25 protein-coding genes are annotated in these 22,519 nt (G+C 74.1%); 17 read left to right on the top strand and 8 right to left on the bottom strand.

The features are described 5' to 3' along the window. Positions 1–5: 5 nt before the first annotated feature. A complete protein-coding gene (locus ACLWS4_RS17875) occupies positions 6–683 on the bottom strand; it encodes a GNAT family N-acetyltransferase (protein WP_416874568.1) in 678 nt (225 codons plus the stop codon). A gap of 154 nt (positions 684–837) precedes the next feature. Next, positions 838–1,338, bottom strand: a complete 501-nt coding sequence (locus tag ACLWS4_RS17870; RefSeq protein WP_416874567.1) for a peptidylprolyl isomerase — start codon at positions 1,336–1,338, stop codon at positions 838–840. Positions 1,339–1,716: 378 nt separating this feature from the next. Between ACLWS4_RS17870 and ACLWS4_RS17865 the strand changes: the two genes are divergently transcribed. Further along, entirely contained in the window at positions 1,717–1,923 is a 207-nt protein-coding gene (locus ACLWS4_RS17865; RefSeq protein ID WP_074001228.1) for a cold-shock protein, read from the top strand. Between the two features lie 33 nt (positions 1,924–1,956). On the opposite strand, the gene ACLWS4_RS17860 is transcribed toward ACLWS4_RS17865, so the two are convergent. Beyond that, positions 1,957–3,063 carry an RCC1 domain-containing protein gene (locus tag ACLWS4_RS17860; RefSeq protein WP_416874566.1) on the bottom strand — a complete coding sequence of 369 codons (1,107 nt, stop codon included), beginning with the start codon at positions 3,061–3,063 and terminating at the stop codon, positions 1,957–1,959. Positions 3,064–3,356: 293 nt separating this feature from the next. Between ACLWS4_RS17860 and ACLWS4_RS17855 the strand changes: the two genes are divergently transcribed. Further along, a complete protein-coding gene (locus ACLWS4_RS17855) occupies positions 3,357–5,006 on the top strand; it encodes a hypothetical protein (RefSeq protein WP_416874565.1) in 1,650 nt (549 codons plus the stop codon). Between the two features lie 88 nt (positions 5,007–5,094). Here the strand turns inward: ACLWS4_RS17855 and ACLWS4_RS17850 are convergent, their stop codons facing one another. Both ACLWS4_RS17850 and ACLWS4_RS17845 read right to left on the bottom strand, forming a co-directional pair. Next, positions 5,095–5,307 carry a hypothetical protein gene (locus ACLWS4_RS17850; protein WP_380779898.1) on the bottom strand — a complete coding sequence of 71 codons (213 nt, stop codon included), beginning with the start codon at positions 5,305–5,307 and terminating at the stop codon, positions 5,095–5,097. Positions 5,308–5,392: 85 nt separating this feature from the next. Next, positions 5,393–5,647 (bottom strand): acyl carrier protein, encoded by a 255-nt coding sequence (locus ACLWS4_RS17845; RefSeq protein ID WP_049661285.1) that lies wholly within the window; start codon positions 5,645–5,647, stop codon positions 5,393–5,395. A gap of 124 nt (positions 5,648–5,771) precedes the next feature. Here ACLWS4_RS17845 and ACLWS4_RS17840 point away from each other — a divergent pair, with 124 nt between their 5' ends. Continuing rightward, positions 5,772–5,954, top strand: a complete 183-nt coding sequence (locus ACLWS4_RS17840) for a hypothetical protein (protein ID WP_416874564.1) — start codon at positions 5,772–5,774, stop codon at positions 5,952–5,954. A gap of 161 nt (positions 5,955–6,115) precedes the next feature. Continuing rightward, positions 6,116–6,868, top strand: a complete 753-nt coding sequence (locus ACLWS4_RS17835) for an SDR family NAD(P)-dependent oxidoreductase (RefSeq protein WP_416874563.1) — start codon at positions 6,116–6,118, stop codon at positions 6,866–6,868. Positions 6,869–6,904: 36 nt separating this feature from the next. Here the strand turns inward: ACLWS4_RS17835 and ACLWS4_RS17830 are convergent, their stop codons facing one another. Beyond that, complete coding sequence (locus ACLWS4_RS17830; RefSeq protein WP_416874562.1) at positions 6,905–7,525, bottom strand: putative glycolipid-binding domain-containing protein; 621 nt, start codon at positions 7,523–7,525, stop codon at positions 6,905–6,907. A 162-nt stretch (positions 7,526–7,687) separates the two neighbouring features. Between ACLWS4_RS17830 and ACLWS4_RS17825 the strand changes: the two genes are divergently transcribed. The 10 genes from ACLWS4_RS17825 (at position 7,688) to ACLWS4_RS17780 (ending at position 18,655) form a co-directional block, all read left to right on the top strand. After that, positions 7,688–9,175, top strand: coding sequence for an ATP-grasp domain-containing protein (locus ACLWS4_RS17825; protein WP_416874561.1), 1,488 nt, complete (start codon positions 7,688–7,690; stop codon positions 9,173–9,175). After that, positions 9,169–9,744: a GNAT family N-acetyltransferase gene (locus tag ACLWS4_RS17820; RefSeq protein WP_387820882.1), complete on the top strand. Its 576-nt coding sequence runs from the start codon at positions 9,169–9,171 to the stop codon at positions 9,742–9,744. The genes ACLWS4_RS17825 and ACLWS4_RS17820 overlap by 7 nt, the downstream gene beginning before the upstream one ends. A 133-nt stretch (positions 9,745–9,877) precedes the next feature. Further along, the gene (locus ACLWS4_RS17815) at positions 9,878–11,023 is read left to right on the top strand and encodes a hypothetical protein (RefSeq protein WP_375874288.1); all 1,146 of its coding nucleotides are present in this window, start codon (positions 9,878–9,880) and stop codon (positions 11,021–11,023) included. Positions 11,024–11,171: 148 nt separating this feature from the next. Continuing rightward, a complete protein-coding gene (locus ACLWS4_RS17810; protein ID WP_416874560.1) occupies positions 11,172–12,125 on the top strand; it encodes a DUF4331 family protein in 954 nt (317 codons plus the stop codon). A 74-nt stretch (positions 12,126–12,199) separates the two neighbouring features. Further along, on the top strand, positions 12,200–12,877 hold the full coding sequence (locus ACLWS4_RS17805; protein ID WP_388048890.1) for an HAD family hydrolase: 678 nt from the start codon (positions 12,200–12,202) through the stop codon (positions 12,875–12,877). A gap of 173 nt (positions 12,878–13,050) precedes the next feature. Then, the gene (locus tag ACLWS4_RS17800) at positions 13,051–13,416 is read left to right on the top strand and encodes a hypothetical protein (protein ID WP_049653674.1); all 366 of its coding nucleotides are present in this window, start codon (positions 13,051–13,053) and stop codon (positions 13,414–13,416) included. A gap of 219 nt (positions 13,417–13,635) precedes the next feature. Further along, positions 13,636–14,736, top strand: coding sequence for a substrate-binding domain-containing protein (locus ACLWS4_RS17795; protein ID WP_049653672.1), 1,101 nt, complete (start codon positions 13,636–13,638; stop codon positions 14,734–14,736). Positions 14,737–14,843: 107 nt separating this feature from the next. Further along, complete coding sequence (locus tag ACLWS4_RS17790) at positions 14,844–15,653, top strand: ATP-binding cassette domain-containing protein (RefSeq protein WP_387969033.1); 810 nt, start codon at positions 14,844–14,846, stop codon at positions 15,651–15,653. Beyond that, positions 15,650–16,900 (top strand): sugar ABC transporter permease, encoded by a 1,251-nt coding sequence (locus ACLWS4_RS17785; protein ID WP_117485295.1) that lies wholly within the window; start codon positions 15,650–15,652, stop codon positions 16,898–16,900. Before ACLWS4_RS17790 ends, ACLWS4_RS17785 begins: the two co-directional genes overlap by 4 nt. Positions 16,901–17,392: 492 nt before the next feature. Next, positions 17,393–18,655, top strand: a complete 1,263-nt coding sequence (locus ACLWS4_RS17780; RefSeq protein ID WP_416874559.1) for an RICIN domain-containing protein — start codon at positions 17,393–17,395, stop codon at positions 18,653–18,655. A 165-nt stretch (positions 18,656–18,820) separates the two neighbouring features. Here the strand turns inward: ACLWS4_RS17780 and ACLWS4_RS17775 are convergent, their stop codons facing one another. Together ACLWS4_RS17775 and ACLWS4_RS17770 are read right to left on the bottom strand one after the other, a co-directional pair. Next, positions 18,821–19,372 (bottom strand): hypothetical protein, encoded by a 552-nt coding sequence (locus ACLWS4_RS17775; RefSeq protein ID WP_387969028.1) that lies wholly within the window; start codon positions 19,370–19,372, stop codon positions 18,821–18,823. Between the two features lie 14 nt (positions 19,373–19,386). Further along, positions 19,387–19,821, bottom strand: a complete 435-nt coding sequence (locus ACLWS4_RS17770) for an ATP-binding protein (protein WP_117485301.1) — start codon at positions 19,819–19,821, stop codon at positions 19,387–19,389. Between the two features lie 344 nt (positions 19,822–20,165). Between ACLWS4_RS17770 and ACLWS4_RS17765 the strand changes: the two genes are divergently transcribed. The 3 genes from ACLWS4_RS17765 (at position 20,166) to ACLWS4_RS17755 (ending at position 22,331) form a co-directional block, all read left to right on the top strand. Next, entirely contained in the window at positions 20,166–21,620 is a 1,455-nt protein-coding gene (locus ACLWS4_RS17765) for a helix-turn-helix transcriptional regulator (RefSeq protein ID WP_234348460.1), read from the top strand. Positions 21,621–21,637: 17 nt separating this feature from the next. Continuing rightward, positions 21,638–21,979: an ASCH domain-containing protein gene (locus ACLWS4_RS17760; protein ID WP_416874558.1), complete on the top strand. Its 342-nt coding sequence runs from the start codon at positions 21,638–21,640 to the stop codon at positions 21,977–21,979. A 217-nt stretch (positions 21,980–22,196) separates the two neighbouring features. Next, complete coding sequence (locus ACLWS4_RS17755; RefSeq protein WP_416874557.1) at positions 22,197–22,331, top strand: DUF397 domain-containing protein; 135 nt, start codon at positions 22,197–22,199, stop codon at positions 22,329–22,331. Positions 22,332–22,519 lie beyond the last annotated feature (188 nt).

Genomic DNA, 22,519 nt, shown 5'->3' with positions numbered 1-22,519 from the left:
CCCACTCACGCGGGGTCTGAAATGCCCTCGCCGCAGCCGCCCGGCAGGCCGAACAGCGGCAGGCAGGGCGCCAGTCCGTCGACGGTGACGGGGACCTCGCGCCGCGCCTGCCAGCGCTCCCGGGTAAGCCTCAGCCGCCGCTCCGTCACGCCGCGCCCGCGGACCAGGTGGCGGTCGACGCCGTCGGGTTCGTAGCCGTGCTTGCGCGACACGGCGTACGAGGAGGGGTTGTCCTCGAAGGCGCCCGACACCGCCTCCGTCGCGCCCAGGCCCGCGAAGGCCAGGTGCAGGACGGCGGCGCGCATCTCGGTGCCGATGCCCTGCCGCTGGTGCCGCACGCCGAGCCAGGAGCCGGTGGAGGCCTGCCGCAGGACGGCGAAGTCGCGGGCGGCGACGGTCTGCAGGCCGACGACCCGGCCGTTCTCGAAGACGGCCAGGTTCAGCGCCCAGTCGTCCGGGGACCAGTTGCCCAGGCGCAGCCAGTGGTGCTGGACCACGGAGCGGGCTCGCTGGGCCGGGGGGAGGTCGGTCCACGGGACGATGAAGGGCATCCGGTCCGGTTCGTGGACGCCTTGGGCGGCGAGGTCGGCCAGGGCGGCGAGTTCGTCGTCGGCGGGCAGGCGCAGTTCGAGGCGGGGGGTGCGCAGGCGCAGGCCCAGCAGCGGCCAGTGGTCGGTCAGCATGCGCCATTGTCGGGGGCGGTGGCGGCCGCGGTCATCCGGATTTCCGCGTTCCGGCCTCCGGGCTTTCCCGGCCCTGCTCCGGCGCGCCGCGCGGAGTGGGAAGTCGGCCGGGCCGACTTCCCACTCCCGACCGCTCCCCGCCCGCTCGTCCGCCCTACTCGACGACCTCGGCCTTCACCAGGACCACGTCCTCCTTGGGGACGTCCTGGTGGCCGGCCCTGGAGCCCGTGGCGACGGCCTTGATGGCGTCCACGACCTCCTGGCCCTCGACCACCTCGCCGAAGACGGCGTAGCCCCAGCCCTGGGGGTTCTTGCCGCTGTGGTTGAGGAAGTCGTTGTCGGCGACGTTGATGAAGAACTGGGCGGTGGCCGAGTGCGGGTCCCCCGTGCGGGCCATCGCCACCGAGTACTTGACGTTCTTCAGGCCGTTGTCGGCCTCGTTCTCGATGGGCGCGCGGGTCTCCTTCCGCTTCAGTCCGGGCTCCATCCCGCCGCCCTGGACCATGAAGTTGTCGATGACCCGGTGGAAGACCGTCCCGTCGTAGAAGCCGTCCGTGACGTACCGGAGGAAGTTCTCCACCGTCGCCGGGGCCTTCTCCGCGTCGAGGCGCAGGACGATGTCGCCGTGGTTGGTACTCAGTTTGACCTTCGACATGATGACCTCACTGTCTGCATGGTGGCGGCTACGAGAACGCTCACCGCGCATTGTGGCAGGAGGGGCGGCCGGGGCTGCTGAGGTTCCCGTCGTGGCGCCGGGACGCGGGAAGTCGGCCGGGCCGACTTCCCGCTCCGGGCGCTTGCGGGAGAAGGGCCCCCGCCCGCACTGTGAGTGGGCGATCGACTACGTCCCGTCAGGAAGTGCGCGATGTCCCCTCTCTCCCTTGTCCGCGGCCGCGTGACGGCCGTGGTGTGCGTGCCGCTCCTCGCCCTCGCGGCCCTGATCGCACTCTGCGCCCCGGCGCAGGCGACCGCGGCGCAGGCGAGCGCGAACCGGGCCGCGCCCGGGCCGGTGGCGGCGCAGGGCCGCCGGGCCCTGGTCAACTTCGGCACCGTGAAGTGGTTCAACGCCGAGAAGGGGTTCGGCTTCATCACGCCGGACATCCCCGGCCCGGACGTCTTCGTCCACTACTCGAGCATCATCGGGGGCGGGTTCCGGAGCCTGACGGAGGGCGAGCGGGTGGAGTACCAGGTGGAGCAGGGGCCCAAGGGGCCGCAGGCCGTCGACGTCATCCCGCTCTGAGCGCACAACCCGCCACGCCGCCCGCCCGGGGCCTCAGTTGGCGAGGCTGAAGTCGCCGCCCACCGGTGCGGCGATCTTGTCGATGCCGGTGAGCGCGGTGAGGGTGGGCACCGGGGTGCTGCTGTCGGTGGTGGTGCCGTCGCCGAGCTGGCCGGAGCCGTTGCTGCCCCAGGAGTGCACGGTGCTGGTGCCGGACAGCGCCACGGTGTGCTCCCGGCCGGCGGCCACCAGCCGGACGTCCGTCAGGCCGGGGACGGTGACGGGCAGGACGCGGAAGACGGTGGTGCCGTCGCCGAGCTGGCCGGCGGTGTTCTGGCCCCAGGCCTTGAGGCGGCTGTCGTCGTCGACCACGGCCATGCTGTGGTTGCAGCCGGCCGCGATCTGCGAGACGCCGCCCGACCAGGTCGGCCGGGTGGCGACCGGGGTGAAGCGGTTGATGGTGGTGTTGTCGCCGAGCTGGCCGGTGGCGTTGTAGCCCCAGGCCTTCACCGAGGCGCCGGCGCCCGGCTTGCCGACCAGGACGAGGTTGTGGCCGGCCCCGGCGGCGATCCGGCTCACGCCGGTCAGGCCGCTGACCGGCGCCGGGAGGCCGCGGCTCGCCGACGTCCCGTCGCCCAGCTGGCCGTTGCCGTTGTAGCCCCAGGCCCACACGGTGCCGTCCTCGCGCAGCGCCAGGCTGTGGTGGAGGCCGGCGGCGATGGCGACGACCTTGTGCAGGCCCTCGACCCGGACCGGGACGCCGCTGTCGGAGTTCGTCCCGTTGCCGAGCTGGCCGTGGGTGTTCTGCCCCCAGGCCACCACGGTGCCGTCGGCGAGCAGGGCGAGGCTGTGCGCGCCGCCGGCCGCGATGTCGGTGGCGTCGGAGACGTCGACCACCTGGCCGGGGGCGTTGTGGCTGAACACGGTGCCGTCGCCGAGCTGGCCCGAGCCGTTGACGCCCCAGGACTGCACCGTACGGTCCGTCAGCAGGGCCAGCCCGTACCCGAGGCTCGCACCGGCGCCGCCGGCGGCGATCTTCACCACCTCGGTGCTGGTGAGCCCGAGGACGGTGGTGGCCGTGGTGCGGAGGTCGGCCCAGGTGCCGTCCCCGAGCTGGCCGGAGCGGTTGTTGCCCCAGGACTTCAGGCGCTTCTCTGCCATGCGACGATGCCTCTTAACTGATGTGACAATAAGTCAAATCGTCGACACGTCAGGACGGTTGACGAGTCCGCGATCATGGCCCGACGCTACCCACGCGCCCGCCGCCCGCACCGGAAGCCGCCACGCGGCCACCCGAACGGGTGATGGACCCCCGCAGCCCGGCACCGGCCGCGACCCCGCACGCATTCCACACACCCCTGCCGTTGTGTATACGGCCCGTCACCCCTAGTGTCGGCGGTCTCCGCGCGCGGGGCAGCGCGCGGAGACCGTCACGCCTTGAGGAGGGCAAGCCCGTGGCCGACACCTTCGTGCCCATGGAGCCGACCGCGTACGTCACGCGACGGAACCTGGCCGGCGCCAAGGAACTCCCCGACGCCCCGGCCGACTTCGAGAACGCCCAGCGCGGCCTGCTCGCCGCCCCGCCCTACCGGGCCCTGCCGTCCCTGGACGGCGAGGAGGCGGTCTGGCACTTCCACGCCTTCGACTTCCACACCTCCGACACCCCCGCCGACGCCGACTCCCCGGTGGCGGCTGCGCTGCGCCGCCAGGGCCGGCTCGCTCTCCCCTCGGGCCTGTTCCGGGTCGCCGACGGCCTCTACCAGGTACGCGGCTTCGACCTCGCCAACCTGACCGTCGTCACCGGCCCCCGCGCCCTGCTGGTGATCGACCCGCTCGGCTCGTACGAGACGGCCCGCGCCGCCCTGGCCCTGTACCGCTCCACCACCGGGGACACCCGCCCGGTGCGGGCCGTGGTCCACACCCAGAGCGGGGTGGACCACTTCGGCGGCGTGCGCGGGCTGTTCACCGGATCCCGCACCGGCCCGCCCGCCGGACCGCCCGCCGACCTCGCGGTGTACGCGCCCGACGGGTTCCTCGCCGACGCGGTGCTGCGCCAGGTCACCGAGGGCGCCCGGCAGGCCCGCCTCGTCGACTACGCCTACGGCACCCGGCTCGGCATCGGCCCGCTCGCCCTGGCCGGCTCCGACCTCGGCCGCACCGTCTCCACCGGCCGGCCGGACTTCCTCGCCCCCACCGACACCGTCGGCGGCCCGCTGTCCGCCCCGACGCCCCGGGCCCACTGGCCCGCCTGGACCGGGATCCCCTGGCAGGAGGGCCTGTACGCGGTCGAGGCCGCCGGGGTGCGGATGGTCCTGCGGCCCGCGGGCGGGCACGCCTCCCCCGCCGAACTGAACCTCTACCTGCCCGCGCACCGCGCCGTGTACCTGGCCGGCGCCGGACTGCTCGGCGCCCCCGGCCCGGCCCGCGCCGAACTGCTGGACGCCACCGCCGCCGCCTTCGGCACCCCGGCCGAGGTCGGACTCGGCGCCTACGGGCACCCGGTGTGGGGCGCCCCGTACGTGTCCGCGTGGCTGGCCGCCCACCGCGCCGCCGCCGGCACCCTGCCCGACGCCGGCGCCGTCGCCCCGCTGCTCGCCGCCCCCGGCCACCTGGACACCCCCTCCCGCACCGTGCGCGAGGTGTGGGCGCGCCTGACCGGCACCGCCCTGGGCGCCGCCCGGCCGGCCGTCACCGCCCGGGCGCAGCTCGCGGCCGCGGACGGCGCGCACCGGGACGGCACGGAACGGTACGGCTCCGAACAGGACGGCGCGCGGCGGGCGGTGGACGCGGCGCAGCGCGCGTACGACGGCGGGGGCGGTGGCGGCGGGGGCGCGGTGCCGGACTACGCGCGGGCGGTGCTGCTGCTGGACCCGGTGGTCGGCGCCTGCGCGATCCCGTCGGCCGTCCCGGCGCCGGTGGAGCGGCGGGCGCGGGCGCTGCAGTCGGCGGCGCTCACCCAGCTCGGCTACCTCGCCGCGCACGGGCGGCTGCGCAACGCGCTGCTGACGGCGGCCCGTGACGTCCTCGGCCCCGGCACGGTGGCGCCCCGCTTCGCGACGACGGTCCACGACCTGGCGGTGTGCGCGGACCCGCTCGCGATCTGAGGCACGCGCGCGGGGCCGGACGCGCCCGTCCGCCCGCCCTCCGGTGTTCGGGCCGGAGGGCGGGCGGACGGACGGGGGTGGCGCGAGGTCAGTCCAGGGCCAGGAAGCTGCCGACGTTCTCGTCCGGCCGGAACTCGCCCGGCCCCAGGGGGTTGAGGATTCTCGTCTGACAGTTGCCGTCGGGGAAGAGCAGGATGGTGCCGCCGGTCCGGTTGGCGATGGCGGTGTCGGCGCCGAGGCCGGGGTAGCACTGGCCGCCCTGCGGGTCCCGGACCTGCTGGAAGTTGCTGCCGTTCTCCATGATCACGACGCCGGGCGCCGCCGAGGCGGTCGAGTCGTACGGGCCGGTGCCCGGACGGCCGGGCCGACTCCCCGCTCCGGGCCGTTCAGGAGCCGGACGCCACCTGGGCGTTGACGTCCTTGAGGAACTCGGCGACGGGACGCCCGAGCAGCTCCGCGCTGTCGACGGAGACGCCGTAACGGTTCTCCACGTCGGCGAGGACGCCCAGCACGCCGAGCGAGTCGACGCCGAGGTCGAGGAACATGCGGCCCGGTTCGGCGAGTTCCTCGGCGGTGACCTGGACGCCGGCGCGGGTCCTGACCAGGGTGGCGAGTTCCTCGTAGGTGATCTCGGCGGCCATCGGGCCCTCCTCGGGGTGCGTGGGGCGGCAGGGCCGGAGGGAGGCGGATCGCTCAACGGGAGGCCCTGTGGGCGCAGTTGTACGTGGTCGAAAGGCGTCCGGTCCAGCTCGTTCACTCGTACGCGTGAGGCCTTCACGGGGATGGTCGGAACGGCCCGCCCCGGCCCGCCCCCGCGACCCCGACCGCGCCGCCGCCGGGCACCTCCTCGCCCCGCTCACCGGGCCGCTGGAGCACCGGCCGGACGCGGACGTGCGGGAGGTGGCCGCCGAGGCGGTGGACGTCTTCCCGCACGCCCACGGCACTTGAGCCCCGGGGCCGGGGCACCCGGGCGGCGGGCGCGTGCGCCCGTGCCGCGCCGCCTGGACGACGGGGCGCCGCGCGGCCGGGCGTGGTTCGCTGGAGGGGCGGGCGCCGAGCGCCCGCCCGCCCCCGCTGCGAAGCACCCCGTTCTCCGAAGGGCCGTGGTCATGATCTCCTCCTCCCTCGCGGGCAGGGTCGCGCTGGTGACCGGCGCGACGAGCGGCATCGGCGCGGCCACCGCGACCGCGCTGGCCGAGCAGGGCGCGCACGTGCTGGTCGCGGGCCGCGACGCGGCGCGCGGCGAGGCGGTGGTGGCCGCGATCCGGGCGGGCGGCGGCAGGGCCGACTTCGTCGCCGCCGAGCTGCGCGACGTCGCCGCGGTGCGGCGCCTCGCCCGTACGGCCACGGCGCTGGGCGGCGGCCGGGTGGACATCCTGGTCAACAACGCCGGCGTCTACCCGTTCGGGCCGACCGAGGAGACGACCGAGGAGGAGTTCGACGCCGTCTACGCGCTCAACGTGCGGGCGCCCTACTTCCTGGTGGCCGAGCTGGCCCCGGCGATGGCCGCGCGCGGCGCCGGGGCGATCGTCAACATCAGCACCCAGGCCGCCTCGCACGGCGCGCCGGACACGTCCCTGTACGGCTCCAGCAAGGCGGCGGTCAACCTGCTGACCCGCACCTGGGCGGCCGAGTACGGGCCGCGCGGCGTGCGGGTCAACGCCGTCGGCGCGGGGCCCACCCGCACCGAGGGCACGGCGGTCATGGGCGAGGGCCTCGGCGACCTGGCGGCCGAGGCGCCGGCGGGCCGGCCCGCCGAGGCCGAGGAGATCGCCGCCGCGGTCGTCTTCCTGGCCGGCGACGCGGCGGGCTTCGTCCACGGCGCCCTCCTGCCGGTGGACGGCGGGCGCACCGCGGTCTGAACACCCCCCGGCCTCAGGCCCCGGGGCCCGGGCCCGTCAGGCGATGCGGTGGGCCAGGCCCGGGTACTCGGCGACCAGGCCGTCCGCGTCCAGCAGCAGGTCCGCCCGGTAGTCGCCGGAGGCGTAGCGGACGGTGGCGCGGCCGTCCTCGTGGCGGCGCAGGTGGGTGTAGGTCTGGCGGGAGGGCACGACGACCAGCTCGGGCACGCGGATCCAGGCCATCAGGAAGTGGTGCTCGCCGGGGCCCAGGTGGAGGCCGTGGCGCAGCACGGGCGGGGTGTTGGTGAGCGGGGACAGGCCGAGGTCGCAGTCGAGGGCGCCGTCGAGGTCGGGTCGGGGGGTGCCGTCGACGGTCCAGTGGCCGGTGGTCTCGTCGCGGCGCAGGTCGAGGGTGCGGGTGGTGTCGGGGGTGCGGGCGGTGACGTGCATGCGGCGGGTGGTGAAGCCGTCGCCGGTGTCGAGCCGGTAGTCGAGCCAGTACGGGGCGGGCTCGGCGGCGGCGGCGGCGCGGCCGTGGGCGGTCAGGGAGGTGGGGCCGAGGTCGATCCAGGAGGTCTCCAGGCCGGCGGTCTCGGTGACCCGCCAGGTGGGTGCGGCGGTGCGGGTGGCGGCGTGTTCGGCGGGGCGGTTCGGGTCGGGGGCGGTGCTGCTGGTCATTCGTGCACGGTACTGCCGGGTGCCGACAGCGGGCCCGACGGGCCGTCAACACGGGGGGCTCCTTCGTTCGGGTGAGGGCGGGGGCGGGGCGTGCCTCGTGCGGGGCGGGGCGGGGCGTGCGGTGGCGGCGAGCGCCGTCCCGGGCTCTCCATAATCGCGTGGGTGATCACATCCTGTGACGAAGCGGTGGCCCGGCTGCGGGCCCTGCCCGGACTGTCGTGCTGTGCCCGTCCCCTGAACGTGCTGCCGCTGCTGCGCACCGGCTGCCTGTCCGCGGTGGTGAGCGTGGAGGGCCCGGACACGGGCTGGGCGGGCGAGTTCGGGGCCTCCTTCCACGCGCTGGAACCGGAGCGGGGGGTGCGCGACCACACCCCGGCGGGGGCCGGGGTCCACACGGTGCTCCGCGCGCTCGCCGGCACCTTCGACGAGGACGGGGGCGCGGACGGGGGCGCGGGCGCGGCGGGTGGCGGCTGGCGGGGCCGGGAACTGGCGCTGCTGCCCTACTCGGCGATGAAACCCGAGTGGCGCACGGCACTCGGCGCGCTCGGCACCCGCCTGCTGGAGCCGCCCTCGCTCGCGGCTCTGCCGATGCTGAGCGACAAGCGGGCGCAGCGCGCGTGGCTGCGGTCGGTGGGGGCCGCGACCCCGGCGGACGCGGTGGTCCCGGCGCTCGACCACCGGGAGCTGCGCCGCCGCTTCGGCTCCCCCTACGTGGTGCAGACGCCGGTGGGCTCGAGCGGCAAGGGCACCCACCTGGTCGTCGACGAGGCGGACCTGCAGCCGATCCGCCAAGTCGGCGGCGGGCCCTGGCTGGTGAGCGGCTACGTCGAGGGCGTCGCGCTCAACGTGCACGTGCTGGTGTCGGCGGACAGCACGGTGCGGGTGCTGCGCCCGTCCGTCCAGCTGACCCGTATCGAGGGTGTCGGCGCGCCCTTCGGCGCCTACTCCGGCTGCGACTTCGCGGCCCCCGCCCTGCTGGCGCCGCTCGCCCTGGCCCGGGCCGCCGACGCGGCGCGGCGCGTCGGCGAGGCGCTGGCCGCGCTCGGCTACCGGGGCCTGTTCGGCGCCGACTTCGTCCTGGACGGCGAGCGTCCGCTGCTGCTGGAGCTCAACTGCCGTATGCAGGGCTCGACCTGGCTGCTGGGCGAGCTGGAGCTGGCGGAGCGCGCGCTGCCGTCCGCGCTGCGGCACGTGCTGGAGCTCTACGGCCACGCCACCGGCGGCGAGCCGCGTACGGACGCGGCGGGCGCCGTGCAGCTGGTGGTGCGGCACACCGGCGCCCCGGTGCGGGTGGCGGCGGCGCCCGCCGGCGGCCTGCACCGGCTCAAGGACGGGCGGCTGCGGTACTGCGGTGCCGGGTTCGGCCTGCTGGAGTGCGGGCCCGACGACTGCGTGCTGCTGCAACTCCCCTCCCCCGGCATGGTGTTGCACCCGGGTGTGCCGCTCGCCCGGATCGTCGCCCGGCATCCGCTGACCACCCCCGACGGCACCGCGCTCACCGCACCAGGACGCAAGCTGCTGGACGCGCTGCGCGCGGGCTTCGTCCTCGAACCCCTCGAACTGTACGGCCTGCCCGGGCCCTCCGGCCCCGCCGCCGTCCCCTCCGCCTCCGCGGGTCCCTCCGCCGCCGCCCCCCGCGCGCCGTGGTGAACCCGCGCCCCGACCCGCGGTCCGACCCGCTGTACGTCCGCACCGCGGTGCCCGCCGACCTGCCCCGGCTGGCCGCCCTGCGCGCGGAGGCCGCCGCGTGGATCGCCCTGGAGCACGGCTCGGCCCAGTGGTCGGACCCGTACGACGCCCAGCGCGGCCTGGCGCTGATCGCCCTCGGCCTGACCGTGGTCGCCGCGCTGTCGCCGCACGGCGAGGCCGTCGCCACCCTCACGCTGCGCCCCACCGGCAGCCCCCGGCTGTGGACCGGCGAGGAACTCGCCCTCCCGGCCCGCTACGTGAGCTCCTTCACGGTGGACCGCCGGTACGCCGGACACGGCATCGGCACCCGCCTGGGCGACTGGGCCTCCTGGCGCGCCGCGCGGGCGGGCGCCGCCCTGCTGCGGGCGAACGTGTGGAGCGACAACGCTGCCCTGCACGCCTACTACCGCGCACGGGGCTGGCGTTGGGTGCGCACCGCGGCCGGCAGCCGCAGCGGCGCCCTGTTCGAGCGCGCCGCGGACGCGGTGGCGCCGCCGCTGGTCCACGAGGCGGGCCGCCTGCGGGCGTGACCCTCCGGCGTCCGGACGGCGCGGGCCGGTCGGTCGGTCAGCACGGTGTCAGCGCGCCCGGACAGCATGGCCGGTGAGCCGGCGAGAGCGCACGGCCGGGACAGGACGACGGGACAGGAAGAGGAGACGAGGCATGAGCATCAGCCGCAGGTCCGTGCTGCGGACCGCCGCGGCCGCCGTTCCCGCCCTCGCGTGGGGCGCGGCGGCGCCCACCGGGGCGGCGGCGGCCACCGCCCGGGAGCGGTCGGCACCGCGGGAACAGGCGACGCCGCAGTGGCAGGTGACGCCGTTCCCGCTGCGGAACGACTTCGGCGTCAGCGGCCTGGCGATGACCGGCGCCGCGGCCGGCTTCGCCGTCGGGTACCAGGTCGCCTTCTGGGGGCCGGTCCCGTACGACGTGCCCGCGGTGTGGAGCTGGGACGGAGCCCGGTGGACGGAGGTCGAGGGCGCGGTCACCGGGGCCAGCGGCCGGCTGTACGCCGCCACCGCGGCCGGCCCGGCCGACGTGTGGGCCGTGGGCGACAGCGGGCTGGCCGTCCACTGGGACGGGCAGGGCTGGAGCCGGAGCACGGTGCCCGGCACCGCCGGCGGCGCGTTCTCCGGCTTCGCCGTGGCCGGGGCCGGGAGCGCCGTCTGGGCGGTGGGCCGGGCCGGCTCGTCCGCTGCCGCCGCGCGGTGGAACGGCTCGTCCTGGGAGGGCGCCGCCCTCCCGCTGCCGCCCGGCACCTCCCAGCTCACCGCGGTGCGGGTCGCCGGGCCCGGCGACGTCTGGGCGGCCGGCGACTACCAGGCGTCCTCCGGCGCGCTGTACCGGCCGTTCGTCGTGCACTGGGACGGCAGCGCCTGGTCCCAGGTGGCCGCGCCGTCGTACCCGAACCTCGACGTGCGGGTGCTCGACCTGCTGGTCGCGGGCCCCTCCGAGGTGTGGCTGGCCGGCGGCACCGGCCGGTACAGCCAGTCCGGCCTCCGGAACGCCTTCGCCACCCGCTGGGACGGCACCGCCTGGAACGGCACCCGCACGCCGCCGGCCACCGACCCGCACTACTTCCTCGGGCTGTCCCTGCGCGGCACGGAGGTCTGGGGCGTGGGCTACGGCGGAGACTCCCCCGTCCAGCGGTGGACCGGGTCCTCCTGGGCGGTGGCCCCCGCCCCGTTCGCCTTCACCCAACCGGGCGTGTTCACCACCGGCCCGGACGGCACCACCTGGCTCTTCGGCTACGGCGCCCCGGACGCCAGGACCGGGGCGGACCCCTTCACCGCGCGGCTGCCCGCGAGCTGACGCCCCGCCCGCCGCCACCGGGCCGCGCCCCCGCCCGCGCCCGCCCGGGTGGCGCAGCGGGGCGGGCCGGGGGCGGGCGGGCGTGCTAGCAATGGCCGAGGGGGTCGGGGGGTGTCCCCGCGCAGCCCGCCCGACCTCGGAGGCCGTCTTGTCGCACCACCTCAGCGGACCGAACCTGCGCTCACCCGAGGGTGACGCGCGCCTGGACCTGACCGACCTGTTCGCCTTCGCCGCGCCGGAGCCGGGCCGGACGGTGCTGATCATGAACGTCAACCCGGTCGCGCCGTCCGGCGGGCAGGCCTTCCACCCGCAGGCGGTGTACCGGATCGACATCGACACCGACGGGGACCGGCGGGCCGACCTCGCGTACAGCTTCACCTTCTCCGAGCCGCGGGACGGGGCGCAGACCATGACGGTGCGGCGGGCCACCGGCGAGGGGGCGCGCGGGCTGGAGGCGGTCGGCGAGGTGCTGGTGGCGGACGCGCCGGTGAGCTTCACGGGCACGCCCGCGGTGGTGGAGGCGGGGGCGCACCGGGTCAGCGCGGGGCTGCGCAGCGACCCGTTCTTCGCGGACCTGGACGGGATCGTGAAGGACTTCCAGTGGACGGGGGTGGACTGGGGCGCGGACAAGAACGTGTTCGGGATCGTGCTGGAGGCGCCGGACGCGCAGTTCGGGCCGGCGCCGGAGATCGGGGTGTGGGCGCGGGTGAGCGTGCGCAAGGACGGGCACCTGGTGTCGGTGGACCGCGGTGCGCACCCGTCGCTGACGGCGTACTTCAACGAGGAGGACGCCAAGGAGGCGTACAACGCCGGGGATCCGGTGGACGACTGGGAGAACTACCGGGAGCCGTGGACGGCGAAGCTGCAGCACTTCGGCGGGTACACCACGGACGCGGCCGAGGCCCAGCTGCGGATCGTCCTGCCGGACATCCTGCGCTACGACCGCGCCCGCCCGGCCGGCTACCCGAACGGTCGCACGCTGAGCGACGACGTCACCTCGGCGCGGCTGACGATGCTCACCGACGGCAAGGTGCCCGGCGACCACATCGGCCCGCACACCGACCTGCTGCCCGCCTTCCCGTACCTGGGCCACCCGCACTGAGCCCGCCGGGCCCCCGGCGACGCCGCTGCGGACGCGCCCGCCGCCCCGCCGCGGGCGCCCCGTAGGGTGGCGGCATGTCCCTTCCCGTGGAGCTGGTGGTCTTCGACTGCGACGGTGTGCTGCTCGACAGTGAGCGGCTGGCCGTGCGGGTGGACGAGCGGGTGCTCGCGGAGGTGGGGTGGCCGCTGTCGCAGGAGGAGATCGTCGAGCGGTTCCTGGGCCGTTCGCACGCGTTCATGACCGCCGAGATCGAGGCGCACGCGAGCGTGCCGCTGGAGCCGGGCTGGGACAAGCGCTTCCAGCACCTGTACGACGAGGTGTTCGCCGCCGAACTCGCCCCCGTGGAGGGGGTGGTGGCGGCGCTGGCGGCCCTGGAGCGGGCCGGGGTGGCGGACTGCGTGGCGTCCTCCAGCAGCCATGCGCGGCTGCGCTCCACGCTCGGGCGGACCGGGCTGCTGCCGCGTTTCGCCGGGCGGGTCTTCAGCTCCGAGGACGTGGAGCGCGGCAAGCCCGCCCCGGACCTGTTCCTGCACGCGGCCGCCACGATGGGCGTCGAGCCGGCGGCGTGCCTGGTGGTCGAGGACAGCAAGTACGGGGTGGCGGCGGCGCGGGCGGCGGGGATGCGGTCGCTCGGCTTCCACGGCGGCCTGACGCCCGAGGCGTGGCTGGCGGGGCCCGGCACCCGGACCTTCGCGGACATGCGGGAGCTGCCGGCGCTGGTCGCCGGGGCGGCCTCACTCCCGCTGCCGTAGCTCCGTGGCGGGCCCCGGTTCCGACTGCGACTGCGGCTGCGGCTGCGGCTGCGGGGGCAAGGAGGCGCGCCCCTGTCAGATGTCAGGGACCGCCGCGGGCACCGGATTCCTAGGCTGACGGGCACCGGACGCAACGGTCGTCCGTCCTCGTACCAGCCAAGGGAGAACCACCCATGCGCAGGATCACCCGTACCGTCGCCGCCCTGGCCCTGGCCGCCGCCGCCCTGACCACCGTGGAGGCCGGCGGCGCCGGTGCCGCGGACGGGGCGTGGGCGGGCTGCCCGTCGGGCGCGGTCTGCGTCTACCCGCAGGACCAGGACCCGGCGGTCAGCCCCAGCGACGTCTACTGGAGCTACGGCGCGCACAACCTGAGCGGCCAGTACGGCATGCACTGGGTGCTCAACAACCAGACCGGCGGCGCACACGCCCGCCTGTGCCGCGGTTCGGGCGGCGCCGACTGCGTCTACGACCTCTCCTCGCCGAAGGGCGTCTACTACGACCTGGGGCCGATCAACTCGATCACCCTCGACCGCCCCTGACAGTCACTCAGTTCCCACCAGGCAGTGCCCGCCGCGCGAGGGGAGCGGCGGGCACTGCCGCTGTCGCGCGTCGTGCCCCCTGAGGCGTGTTCACGAACATAACGAGTAGTGGTGGATTCCCGGCAGTCTGGTTTTACTTATTGACGTCATGTACGCGCCCAGGTTTAACTCCCCCCACCCCGCCGCGAAGCCGCGGCGACCCCCAGGGAGAGGTATCCGATGAACGCCGCACTGCGCCGCGCCCTCGTCTCCGCCGTGGGCCTCGTCCTGACCCTGTCCATGACCGCCGCCTGCGGCAAGGCCGCCGGCGCCAAGAGCGACTCCTCCTCCGCCGCCGGCGACCCGAACGCCATCGGCCTGCTGCTGCCCGAGAACGCCTCCTCCGTGCGCTACGAGTCCTTCGACCGCCCGTACATCGAGGCCAAGGTCAAGGCCCTGTGCGCGCAGTGCAAGGTGCTGTACAACAACGCCGAGGGCAGCGCCGCCAAGCAGAAGCAGCAGTTCGACACCCTGCTCGCCCAGGGCGTCAAGGTGATCGTCCTGGACCCGTACAACGCCAAGTCCACCCAGGACTGGGTCCAGGAGGCCGCCGCCAAGGGCGTCAAGGTCATCGCCTACGACCGCCTGGCGGCCGGCCCGATCGCCGCGTACACCTCCTTCGACAACGAGAAGGTCGGCGAACTCCAGGGCCGGGCCCTGCTGGACGCGCTCGGCGCGCAGGCCGCCGACGCCGACATCGTCATGATCGACGGCGACGAGGCCGACCCGAACGCCGCGGACTTCAAGACCGGCGCGCACAAGGTCCTCGACGGCAAGGTCAAGAAGGTCGTCTACGAGCAGTCCGGGCAGTGGGACCCCGTCGTCGCCGGGCAGAAGATCTCCGCCGCCGTCACCGAGTTCGGCAAGAACGGCTTCCAGGCCGTCTACTCCGCCAACGACGGCATGGCCGCCGCCATCATCACCCAGCTCAAGGGCGCCGGCATCAAGGTCCCCGTCGGCGGCCAGGACGCCTCCCTGGACGCCATCCAGCGCATCGTGGCCGGCGACCAGGCGTACACCATCTACAAGGCCTACCGCCCGCAGGCCGAGGCCGCCGCCGAACTGGCCGTCGCCCTGCTGCAGGGCAAGGACGTGAAGACCATCGCCACCGCGAGCGTCGACAGCGCCACCGCCAAGAACATCCCGACCAAACTGCTGGACGCCAAGATCGTCACCAAGGACACCATCGCCTCCACCGTCCTGGCCGACGGCACCTACAAGGCCTCCGACATCTGCACCGCCGACTACGCCGCCGCGTGCGCCGCCGCCGGGCTCAAGTAGCCCGGCCCCCGGCGGCCGGGACCAAAGCGGCCAGCCTCAAATAGCCCGCCCCGCACCAGAACCCTTCGACCAGGTCTTCAAGTACCCCCTCCCCCAAGGTGGTTCCCGTGACAGGCGCACCCGTCCTGCAGCTGCGCTCGGTCTCCAAGCGCTTCGGTGCCGTCCAGGCCCTCACCGACGTCGACCTCGACGTCCACGCCGGCGAGGTGCTCGCCCTCGTCGGCGACAACGGCGCCGGCAAGTCCACCCTCGTCAAGACCATCGCCGGCGTCCACCCCGTGGACGAGGGCACCCTCACCTGGCACGGCGAGCCGGTCCGCCTGGCCCGCCCCCAGGACGCCGCCGCCCTCGGCATCGCGACCGTCTACCAGGACCTCGCGCTCTGCGACAACCTCGACGTCATCGCCAACCTCTTCCTCGGCCGCGAGAAGCGCCGCCGCGCCCTGCTCGGCCCCGCCCTGCTCGACGAGGTCGCCATGGAGCAGCACGCCCGCCGCCTCCTGGACACCCTCGCCATCCGCATCCCCGACGTGCGCGCCCCGGTGGCCGCGCTGTCCGGCGGGCAGCGCCAGGTGGTGGCCATCGCCCGCGCCCTGGTCGGCGAGCCGGCCCTGGTGGTGCTGGACGAGCCCACCGCGGCCCTCGGCGTCGAGCAGACCGCCCAGGTCCTGGACCTGGTGGAGCGGCTGCGCGAGCGCGGCCTGGCGGTCGTGCTGGTCAGCCACAACATGGCCGACGTACGGGCGGTGGCCGACACCGTCGCCGTGCTGCGCCTGGGCCGCAACAACGGGGTCTTCCCGGTGGCCGGCACCACCCAGGAGCAGATCGTCGCCGCGATCACCGGCGCCACCGACAACGCCCACGCCCGCCGCCGGGCCCGCCGCACCGAGCAGGCCGAGGAGGCCGAGGCCGTATGAGCACCCCCGACGCACCCGCCACCCCCTCGCCCGCCGATCCGCGGCTCCACCCGCCCGCGCAGGGCTGGGCGGGACTCGCGCGGGCCGCCCGGCGCCGCCTGGGCTCCGGCGAGCTCGGCTCGCTGCCGGTCGTCGTCGGCCTGGTCGTCATCGCGATCGTCTTCCAGTCCGTCACCCACCACTTCCTGCAGGCCGACAACCTCACCAACATCACCCGCTTCATCGCCGGCCCCGGCCTGATCGCGGTCGGCGTCGTGTTCGTGCTGATCCTCGGCGAGATCGACCTCTCCCTCGGCTCGGTGGCCGGCGCGAGCGCCGCGATCGCGGCGGTGCTCGCCGTGCGCCAGGGCTGGAACGAGTGGCTCGCCATCGCCGCCGCCCTCGGCGCGGCCTGCGTCATGGGGCTGCTGCACGGCCTGTTCTTCGCCCGCGTCGGGGTGCCCGCCTTCGTGGTCACCCTCGCCGGGATGCTCGCCTGGAGCGGCCTGCAGGAGTACGTGCTCGGCGACGCCGGCACCGTCAACAACCGCCACGACGGCGTCGTCGCGAGCCTGGACACCACCTTCCTCGGCGACGGCGACATCGCCTACGCCTGGGGCCTGGCACTCCTCGCCCCCGTCCTCTACCTGGCCGCCCGCCTGCACACCGCCCGCCGCCGCCGCGCCGCCGGCCTCACCGCCGCGCCGGCCGCCGACAGCGCGATCCGGGCCGGCGCCCTGGCCGTCCTCACCCTGGCCACCGCCTACGCCCTCAACCAGGACCGCGGCCTGCCGCTGTCCCTGGTCGTGCTGCTCGGCGCCGTCCTCGCCACCGACTTCGTGCTGCGCCGCACCCGCTACGGGCGGCAGGTCTTCGCGGTCGGCGGCGGCGTCGAGGCGGCCCGGCGCGCGGGTGTCAACGTCGCCCGGGTCCGGATCTCCGTGTTCGTCCTCTCCGCGTTCCTGGCCGGCCTCGGCGGCCTGTTCTACGCCTCCCAGCAGGGCTCCGCCGACAAGCAACTCGGCGGCGGCAACGTCCTGATGAGCGCGATCGCGGCGGCCGTCATCGGCGGCACCAGCCTCTTCGGCGGCCGCGGCAAGACCTGGTCGGCGCTGCTGGGCATCCTGGTCATCCAGTCCATCACCACCGGGCTGGACATGGTCCACGCCGCCCAGGCCATCCAGTACATGATCACCGGCGCCGTGCTGCTGGCCGCCGTCGTCCTCGACTCCCTCACCCGCCGCACCCGCAGCAGCGGCCGGGGGTAGCGCGGGGCGTCCGGCGTCCCCTCGGCCCGGCACCCCGCCGCAGCGCGGGGCGCCGGGCCGTCGTGGTGCGCGGAGGGGAGGACATCGGCCAGGCCGGGGTGACCGGATATCCCTCCGCCCCGGGGCGTCGGCGCGCAGGCGGGGACGGCCCGGCCCCGGATCGGAGGCAAGTGCACCTTCGGCGGGCGAATGTGCCACTGCGTCGGATCAGGGCTGGCCGCCCGGCCGCCGCGTCCGTCCCCGGCCCGGCCGGCGTGCCCGCGTCCCGCACCGCACGGCCGCGGTGGTGGCGGTCGGGCGCCGCCCGCGCGATCGGGGAACCGGCCATTCCGACCCGTCCCGGACCGGCGGCCCGTTGACCTGTTCTGGCATGGTCCCGTCAACAATCCCGCAGCTATGTTCGTTTGCGACCGGCACCACCACACCGACCACACCACCACCCGGGCTCCCGCCTGTCCTGACGCGGAGTCCGGGCGCCAGGGGGGAACAACGATGCGTCACTCACGCTCATCCGGACGCCGGCGCGCGGGGCTGGTCGCCCTCGCCGCGGTCTCCGCGCTCGGCACCATGGCGGCCATGGCCCCGGCCGCGGCCGCCACCCCGGCGCGGACGGCCGCCGCCGTGGCCGGGGACCCCGCGCTCGGCGACACCTGTACGGCCGCGGACCTCGGCAAGCGCTACCCGTTCATCAAGTCCCTCCAGGTCGTCCCGACGATCACCCACTTCAAGGGCTGGTACGTCACCGACGGCGCGACGGGCTCCCAGACGGTGACGGCCACCACCCAGTCGGTGGTGACGGTCTCGGTCGGCCTCGACGCCTCCATCACGGGCAACTTCGAGATCGCGACCCTCGCCAAGGTCGAGGCGAGCGCGAAACTGAGCGTCAAGCTGGAGTCCTCCACGACCAGCACCGAGTCGAAGTCGATCACCTGGAACTTCCAGAAGCCCGGCTACTACGCCCTGTACGAGGGAACGCGGAAGGTCACCGGCCAGTACGGCAGCCTGAACTGCAACCGCGTCGACGCGGGCAACGGCACGTACGCCACCAAGTGGGTCGAGGGCCCGGGCGGGGGCAGCTACACCACCTTCACCACCCTGGAAGAGGGCGCGGTGCGCTGCGAGGACGCCGTACCGGCGAACAGCATCATGCGCCGGGCGCAGGACATCCTGGGCTGCACCGCCCCGCTCCGCACCGATGCGGCCGCTCCGGCTGCTCCGGCCAAGGCTGCGGCCACCACTGCGGGGATCAAGCAGGACTGGCCCGGATTCCCCGGCACCACCGCACCGCCCGGCTTCACCTGCGACACGGCCAACTACAAGCTCGCCACACCCGACCGCGCGCTGTTCTGGTCCGCGCCCGGCTTCCTGGACTGGGGCAGCAACAACATCCAGCTGCGGCCCGCCGCCCAGGGCTGGCCGCAGGGCCAGGACCAGTGGCAGCTGTGCAGCGGCCCGACGGCGAACGGCATCGCGGAGCAGATCCTGATCAACCGCTCGACCAACAAGTGCCTGGCCGTCCCGGAGGCGACCGCCGCCACCGAGGGCACCATCCTGCAGCAGGCCGACTGCAAGGTCGACGACCTGCAGCGGTTCTACTTCTACCGCGACGTCCCCGGCAGCGACAAGATCGGCGTCCAGAACAAGTACACCGGCCACATGGTCGGCCACGACCGCAACGCCGACGGCCAGCCCCTGCGCCAGTACAGCATGGGCAAGGCCGACGGCACCGGCACCTACGCCCTCGTCAAGGCCTGACCAGAGCCCGCACCACCATCCCCGCGGGTGCCGCCGACCACGGCGGCACCCGCCTTCGGTCTGCCCTCGTGCCGTCTGCCGACTCCGCCCGGAACTGCCCTTCGCCCTGCTCGCAGGCCTACGGCAGCGGACGCGCTCGGCCGATCCGGCCGCTCTGCACGGGAGTCAGGCGCGGGCGGCTTGGGTGCGGCAGTGGGCGAGGGCGTACTTGACGCGGATCTCGGAGTGGGCGGTGGTGGTGAGGAGTTCGCCGGCGGCGACGAGGGTGGACCAGTAGCGGACGGGATCGCCGGTGCGAGGCATGGGCCGGGCGGCGGCAAGCGAGAGGTACGCGGTGGTCAGGTTGCCGGTGGTGAACCAGCGGGTCAGGCCGTGCTGGTGGCCGGCACGGATGCCGCCCATGGCGTCGACGGCGGCCAGGAACAGGCCGACGACGGCGAGTTCGGTGTCGGTGAGCGACTTGGGGACGTCGAAGACCCCGAGGGCCTCGAGGAGTTCGCCGGTGTCCGTCTCGGAGTCCGGCCGGGGGTCCGAGAGCAGGGCGTCGTAGCACTCGTCCAGGCGGCGGCCGGTCTCCGCGAGCGGGATGTCGAGGGCGAGGCACACCGCGCGGGCGGAGGAGAGCGGCTTGCCGGTACGGCGGGCGAGGAGCGCGTACGTATCGGCGGGCGTGCGGCCACGGGAGAGGGCGTGCCGCGCCAGGGTCGTGAGGTTCATCAGCAGTCGGACTCTCAGGCGTTGACGAGGACGGGCGCGGGGATCGGGGCGACGAGCACCCACACGAACTTGCCGATCCCACCCGGCCGGGAGGAGCAACCCCAGCGCTCCGCAAGCTCGTTGACGAGGAACATCCCACGCCCGCGCTCGTCAGACGGCGTAACGACACGGAGGGACGGACGGCCACTACCGGCGTCGTGCACCTCCAGCCGCAGCCGGGAGTTGACGAGGGCGAAGCGAACCTCGATGTGGCAGTCGTCCGGCCCGTCGGAGTGCTGGACGGCATTGGCGAACAGCTCCCCGAGGAGCAGCTCGGCCGTGTCGGCGTAGCGGTCACCGGACGGCAGCCCGGAGAGGTAGGCCCGGAGCAAGTACCGCGCCAGAGGCGCGGATTCGATGCGGGAGTCGAGGCACGCGACGAATGCGCGGGGCCGGCGGGCTTTGAGCATGGTGGACCTCGAAGGGAGCGGGGAGGGGACATGCGAGAAGGGGCGCGACATCACGCTGTGTACACCCAATGCAGCGCCACCCAGTAGCCTGGCGTTACAGCTTGATCGCAGGTAGTGAGAGATCGCCGCCCCGATCGGGCGAGGCCATCGCCCGGTTCCGGCAGGAAGAGACCCATCGCACGAGGTCATGGTTCGACCAACCAGCAGCAAATGAGTCCGGACATGCATGACGCCGCACCGACGCACAGGAATCACCACGCAAGGAAATGTCTCCCATGACTGTCGCCGCAGCATCACAAGGTGGCCCGCACGCAGCCGTGTGCGGGCGCCGGATGAGAGAACGGATGATCGGTCAGGCCGGGAACCCCGAACAGGTGCCGTACGACTTGGTCGAGCTGATCGTCAAGGAGATCGAGGCGCATTGTGGGCACCGTCGCCTCAAGGCCTTCCGACTGGCAGTGGGCTGGACTGTCACCGAGGCGGTTCAGGAAGCTCACGATCTGGTCGACCGGGAACGCCTACGCAAGATCGGACTCACCGAACGGTCCTGGAAGGACTGGGAGGCCGGCAAGGCGCCGAGTCCTGAGTACCAGGACCTGCTCTGCCGCCTCTTCCAGACCAGTCCCGTCCAGCTGGGCTTGGCCGCCGACTACACACCCGTGGCATTCCGAGCCGACGGCCCGGAAGGTGCGACACTCCCAGAAGGAACCACCTCCACGCATGCGGGGGCGGAACTGGAGGAGGTGGCGGCCACGAAGCGTCGAACCGCGCTCATGCTGACGGGGCTTACGATCGCGGCCCCGACCTCAGCCGCCCAGGTTCTCGACCAGGCTGCTGCCGAAGCCATGGAGTTCACGCGTCAGGCTGAGGCCAGCTCGCTGGGCGTCGGGTCACTCGACCACCTGGAGCTAGCGGTCACCGACTTCAACGACGCCTACTCCGTGATGCCGCCGCAACAGGTGTTCGCTGAAACGCTCGACTACCGCCGCAAGGTGGATGCCCTGTTGAAGGCGAAGCACACCCACGAGCAGGGCCGCGAACTCCTCGCCTACGCAGGATGGCTCTCCGAACTCCTTGCCTGGCTGGCCCATGACCTCGGTAGCCCTCGAGCAGGCCTCGCCTTCGCCAACGACGCCTTCGTACACGGCAGGCAGGCCGGCCACGGTGAGCTGTGCGGATGGGCCATGGACGCCGCCGCCTCCATCAACCTCTACGAGCACCGCCCTGATCGGGCACTGGCTGCCGCTCGTCAGGGCCTGACCCAGGCACCCGCCACGCACCCCCTCGCCGTCCGTCTCCACGCCCAGGCCGCCCGCGCCTCGGCCGCAGACGGCGATCCCGAGGGCTTCGTGTCCTCCCTGCGCGCCGCCCAGGACGCCCACCAGTTCCTGCCCGCCCGGATCCCCCGCCGTTTCGGCCTCGACCCACTGCCACTCGCCGACTATGCCCTCACGTCCTACCCGGCCACCGCCTGCATCCTGCTCGGCAAGGCCGAGGATGCCCGTCGCCATGCAGAACACGCGCTCTCCGTGTACGAGTCCGCCCCGGCGGCTTCCCGTTCGCCCAGCCGCGAGGCCATCGCCCGCATTGATCTGGCCCTCGCCCACGCCCAGCTCGGCGACCCCGACAACGCTGTAGCCCTCGGCAACCAGGCGCTGGATTCCGAGCGCGTCGTCGACTCCGTACGCGCCCGCGCCACCGACCTCACCGGCTACCTCGCCCGCCGATACCCCCGTCATGGTGCCGTCGGCGAACTGCATGAGCGCCTCGCCGTCTTTCCCCTCCCTTCCACGGCATAGAAGAGGAACACCATCCCGTGCCCGACCAGGAACGCGTCATCCGGATCCGCCGCCCCTACCTCGACCTGATCGCCGCCGGCACCAAGACCATCGAGGTACGCGTCGGCTACACCAGCATGCGCAGGATCCATCCGGGACAGACCCTCGTCTTCGAATCCGGCGACGCCCACTGCCGCACCCTCGTCACCAGCGTCGCGGAGTACCCGAGCTTCGACGCCATGCTCGACGCCGAGGACCCGGAGGCGATCGGCTCCGAGGGGATGAGCCGGACCGAACTCCTCGCCGCCTGCCGCGAGATCTACCCACCTGAGAAGGAGCAGCTCGGCGTCCTCGCGATCCACCTGCGACTCACCCCGTAACCAGGGGACGGCCAGCCTCGCCGCGCAGGAAGTCGACCCCGCCGACTTCCTGCGCGGGAGCCAGGAGCGAGTGGTGTGGGCGGCCCGATCCGACAGCACGACGATCAGCTCCGGACGGAGTCTCTGTCCAAGGTGGCTTCGCTCGACGTGATCCGCGCTGCACCGACGCCAGCTGGCACAGGTCCGGGTACGGCAACAACGGGGCACCTGCGTCGAGGTGGCGCCCGGATTCCCCGACGTGAGGCCCGTCCGCGATTCCAAGGACCCGAACGGACCGGCCCTGATCTTTGCCGCCAAGGCCTGGGAACCGTTCGCCACCACTCTCCGCAGTGACGAGTTCGGCGAGGTCTGAACCAAGGATCTCCCCGGTCGGCCAGATGCTCGGCGGCCGGGTCCGGCCACGGAGCGGATCAGCTGCACCGTTCTGCTGCACGCCGCCGCCGGTGGACGCAACGGCGTTGAAGTCCTAGGGCCTGTGTGAGGTTGCGATCAGTCTTCGGGTTCTGCCCTCACCTGAGGGCAGAACCCGGTAGAACGGTT

It is taken from the genome of Kitasatospora sp. SC0581 (genome assembly GCF_048159585.1).
Taxonomy (GTDB): Bacteria; Actinomycetota; Actinomycetes; order Streptomycetales; family Streptomycetaceae; genus Kitasatospora.
The sequence above is the reverse complement of the archived record's forward strand: the minus strand, read 5'-3'. Positions and strand labels throughout refer to the sequence as shown.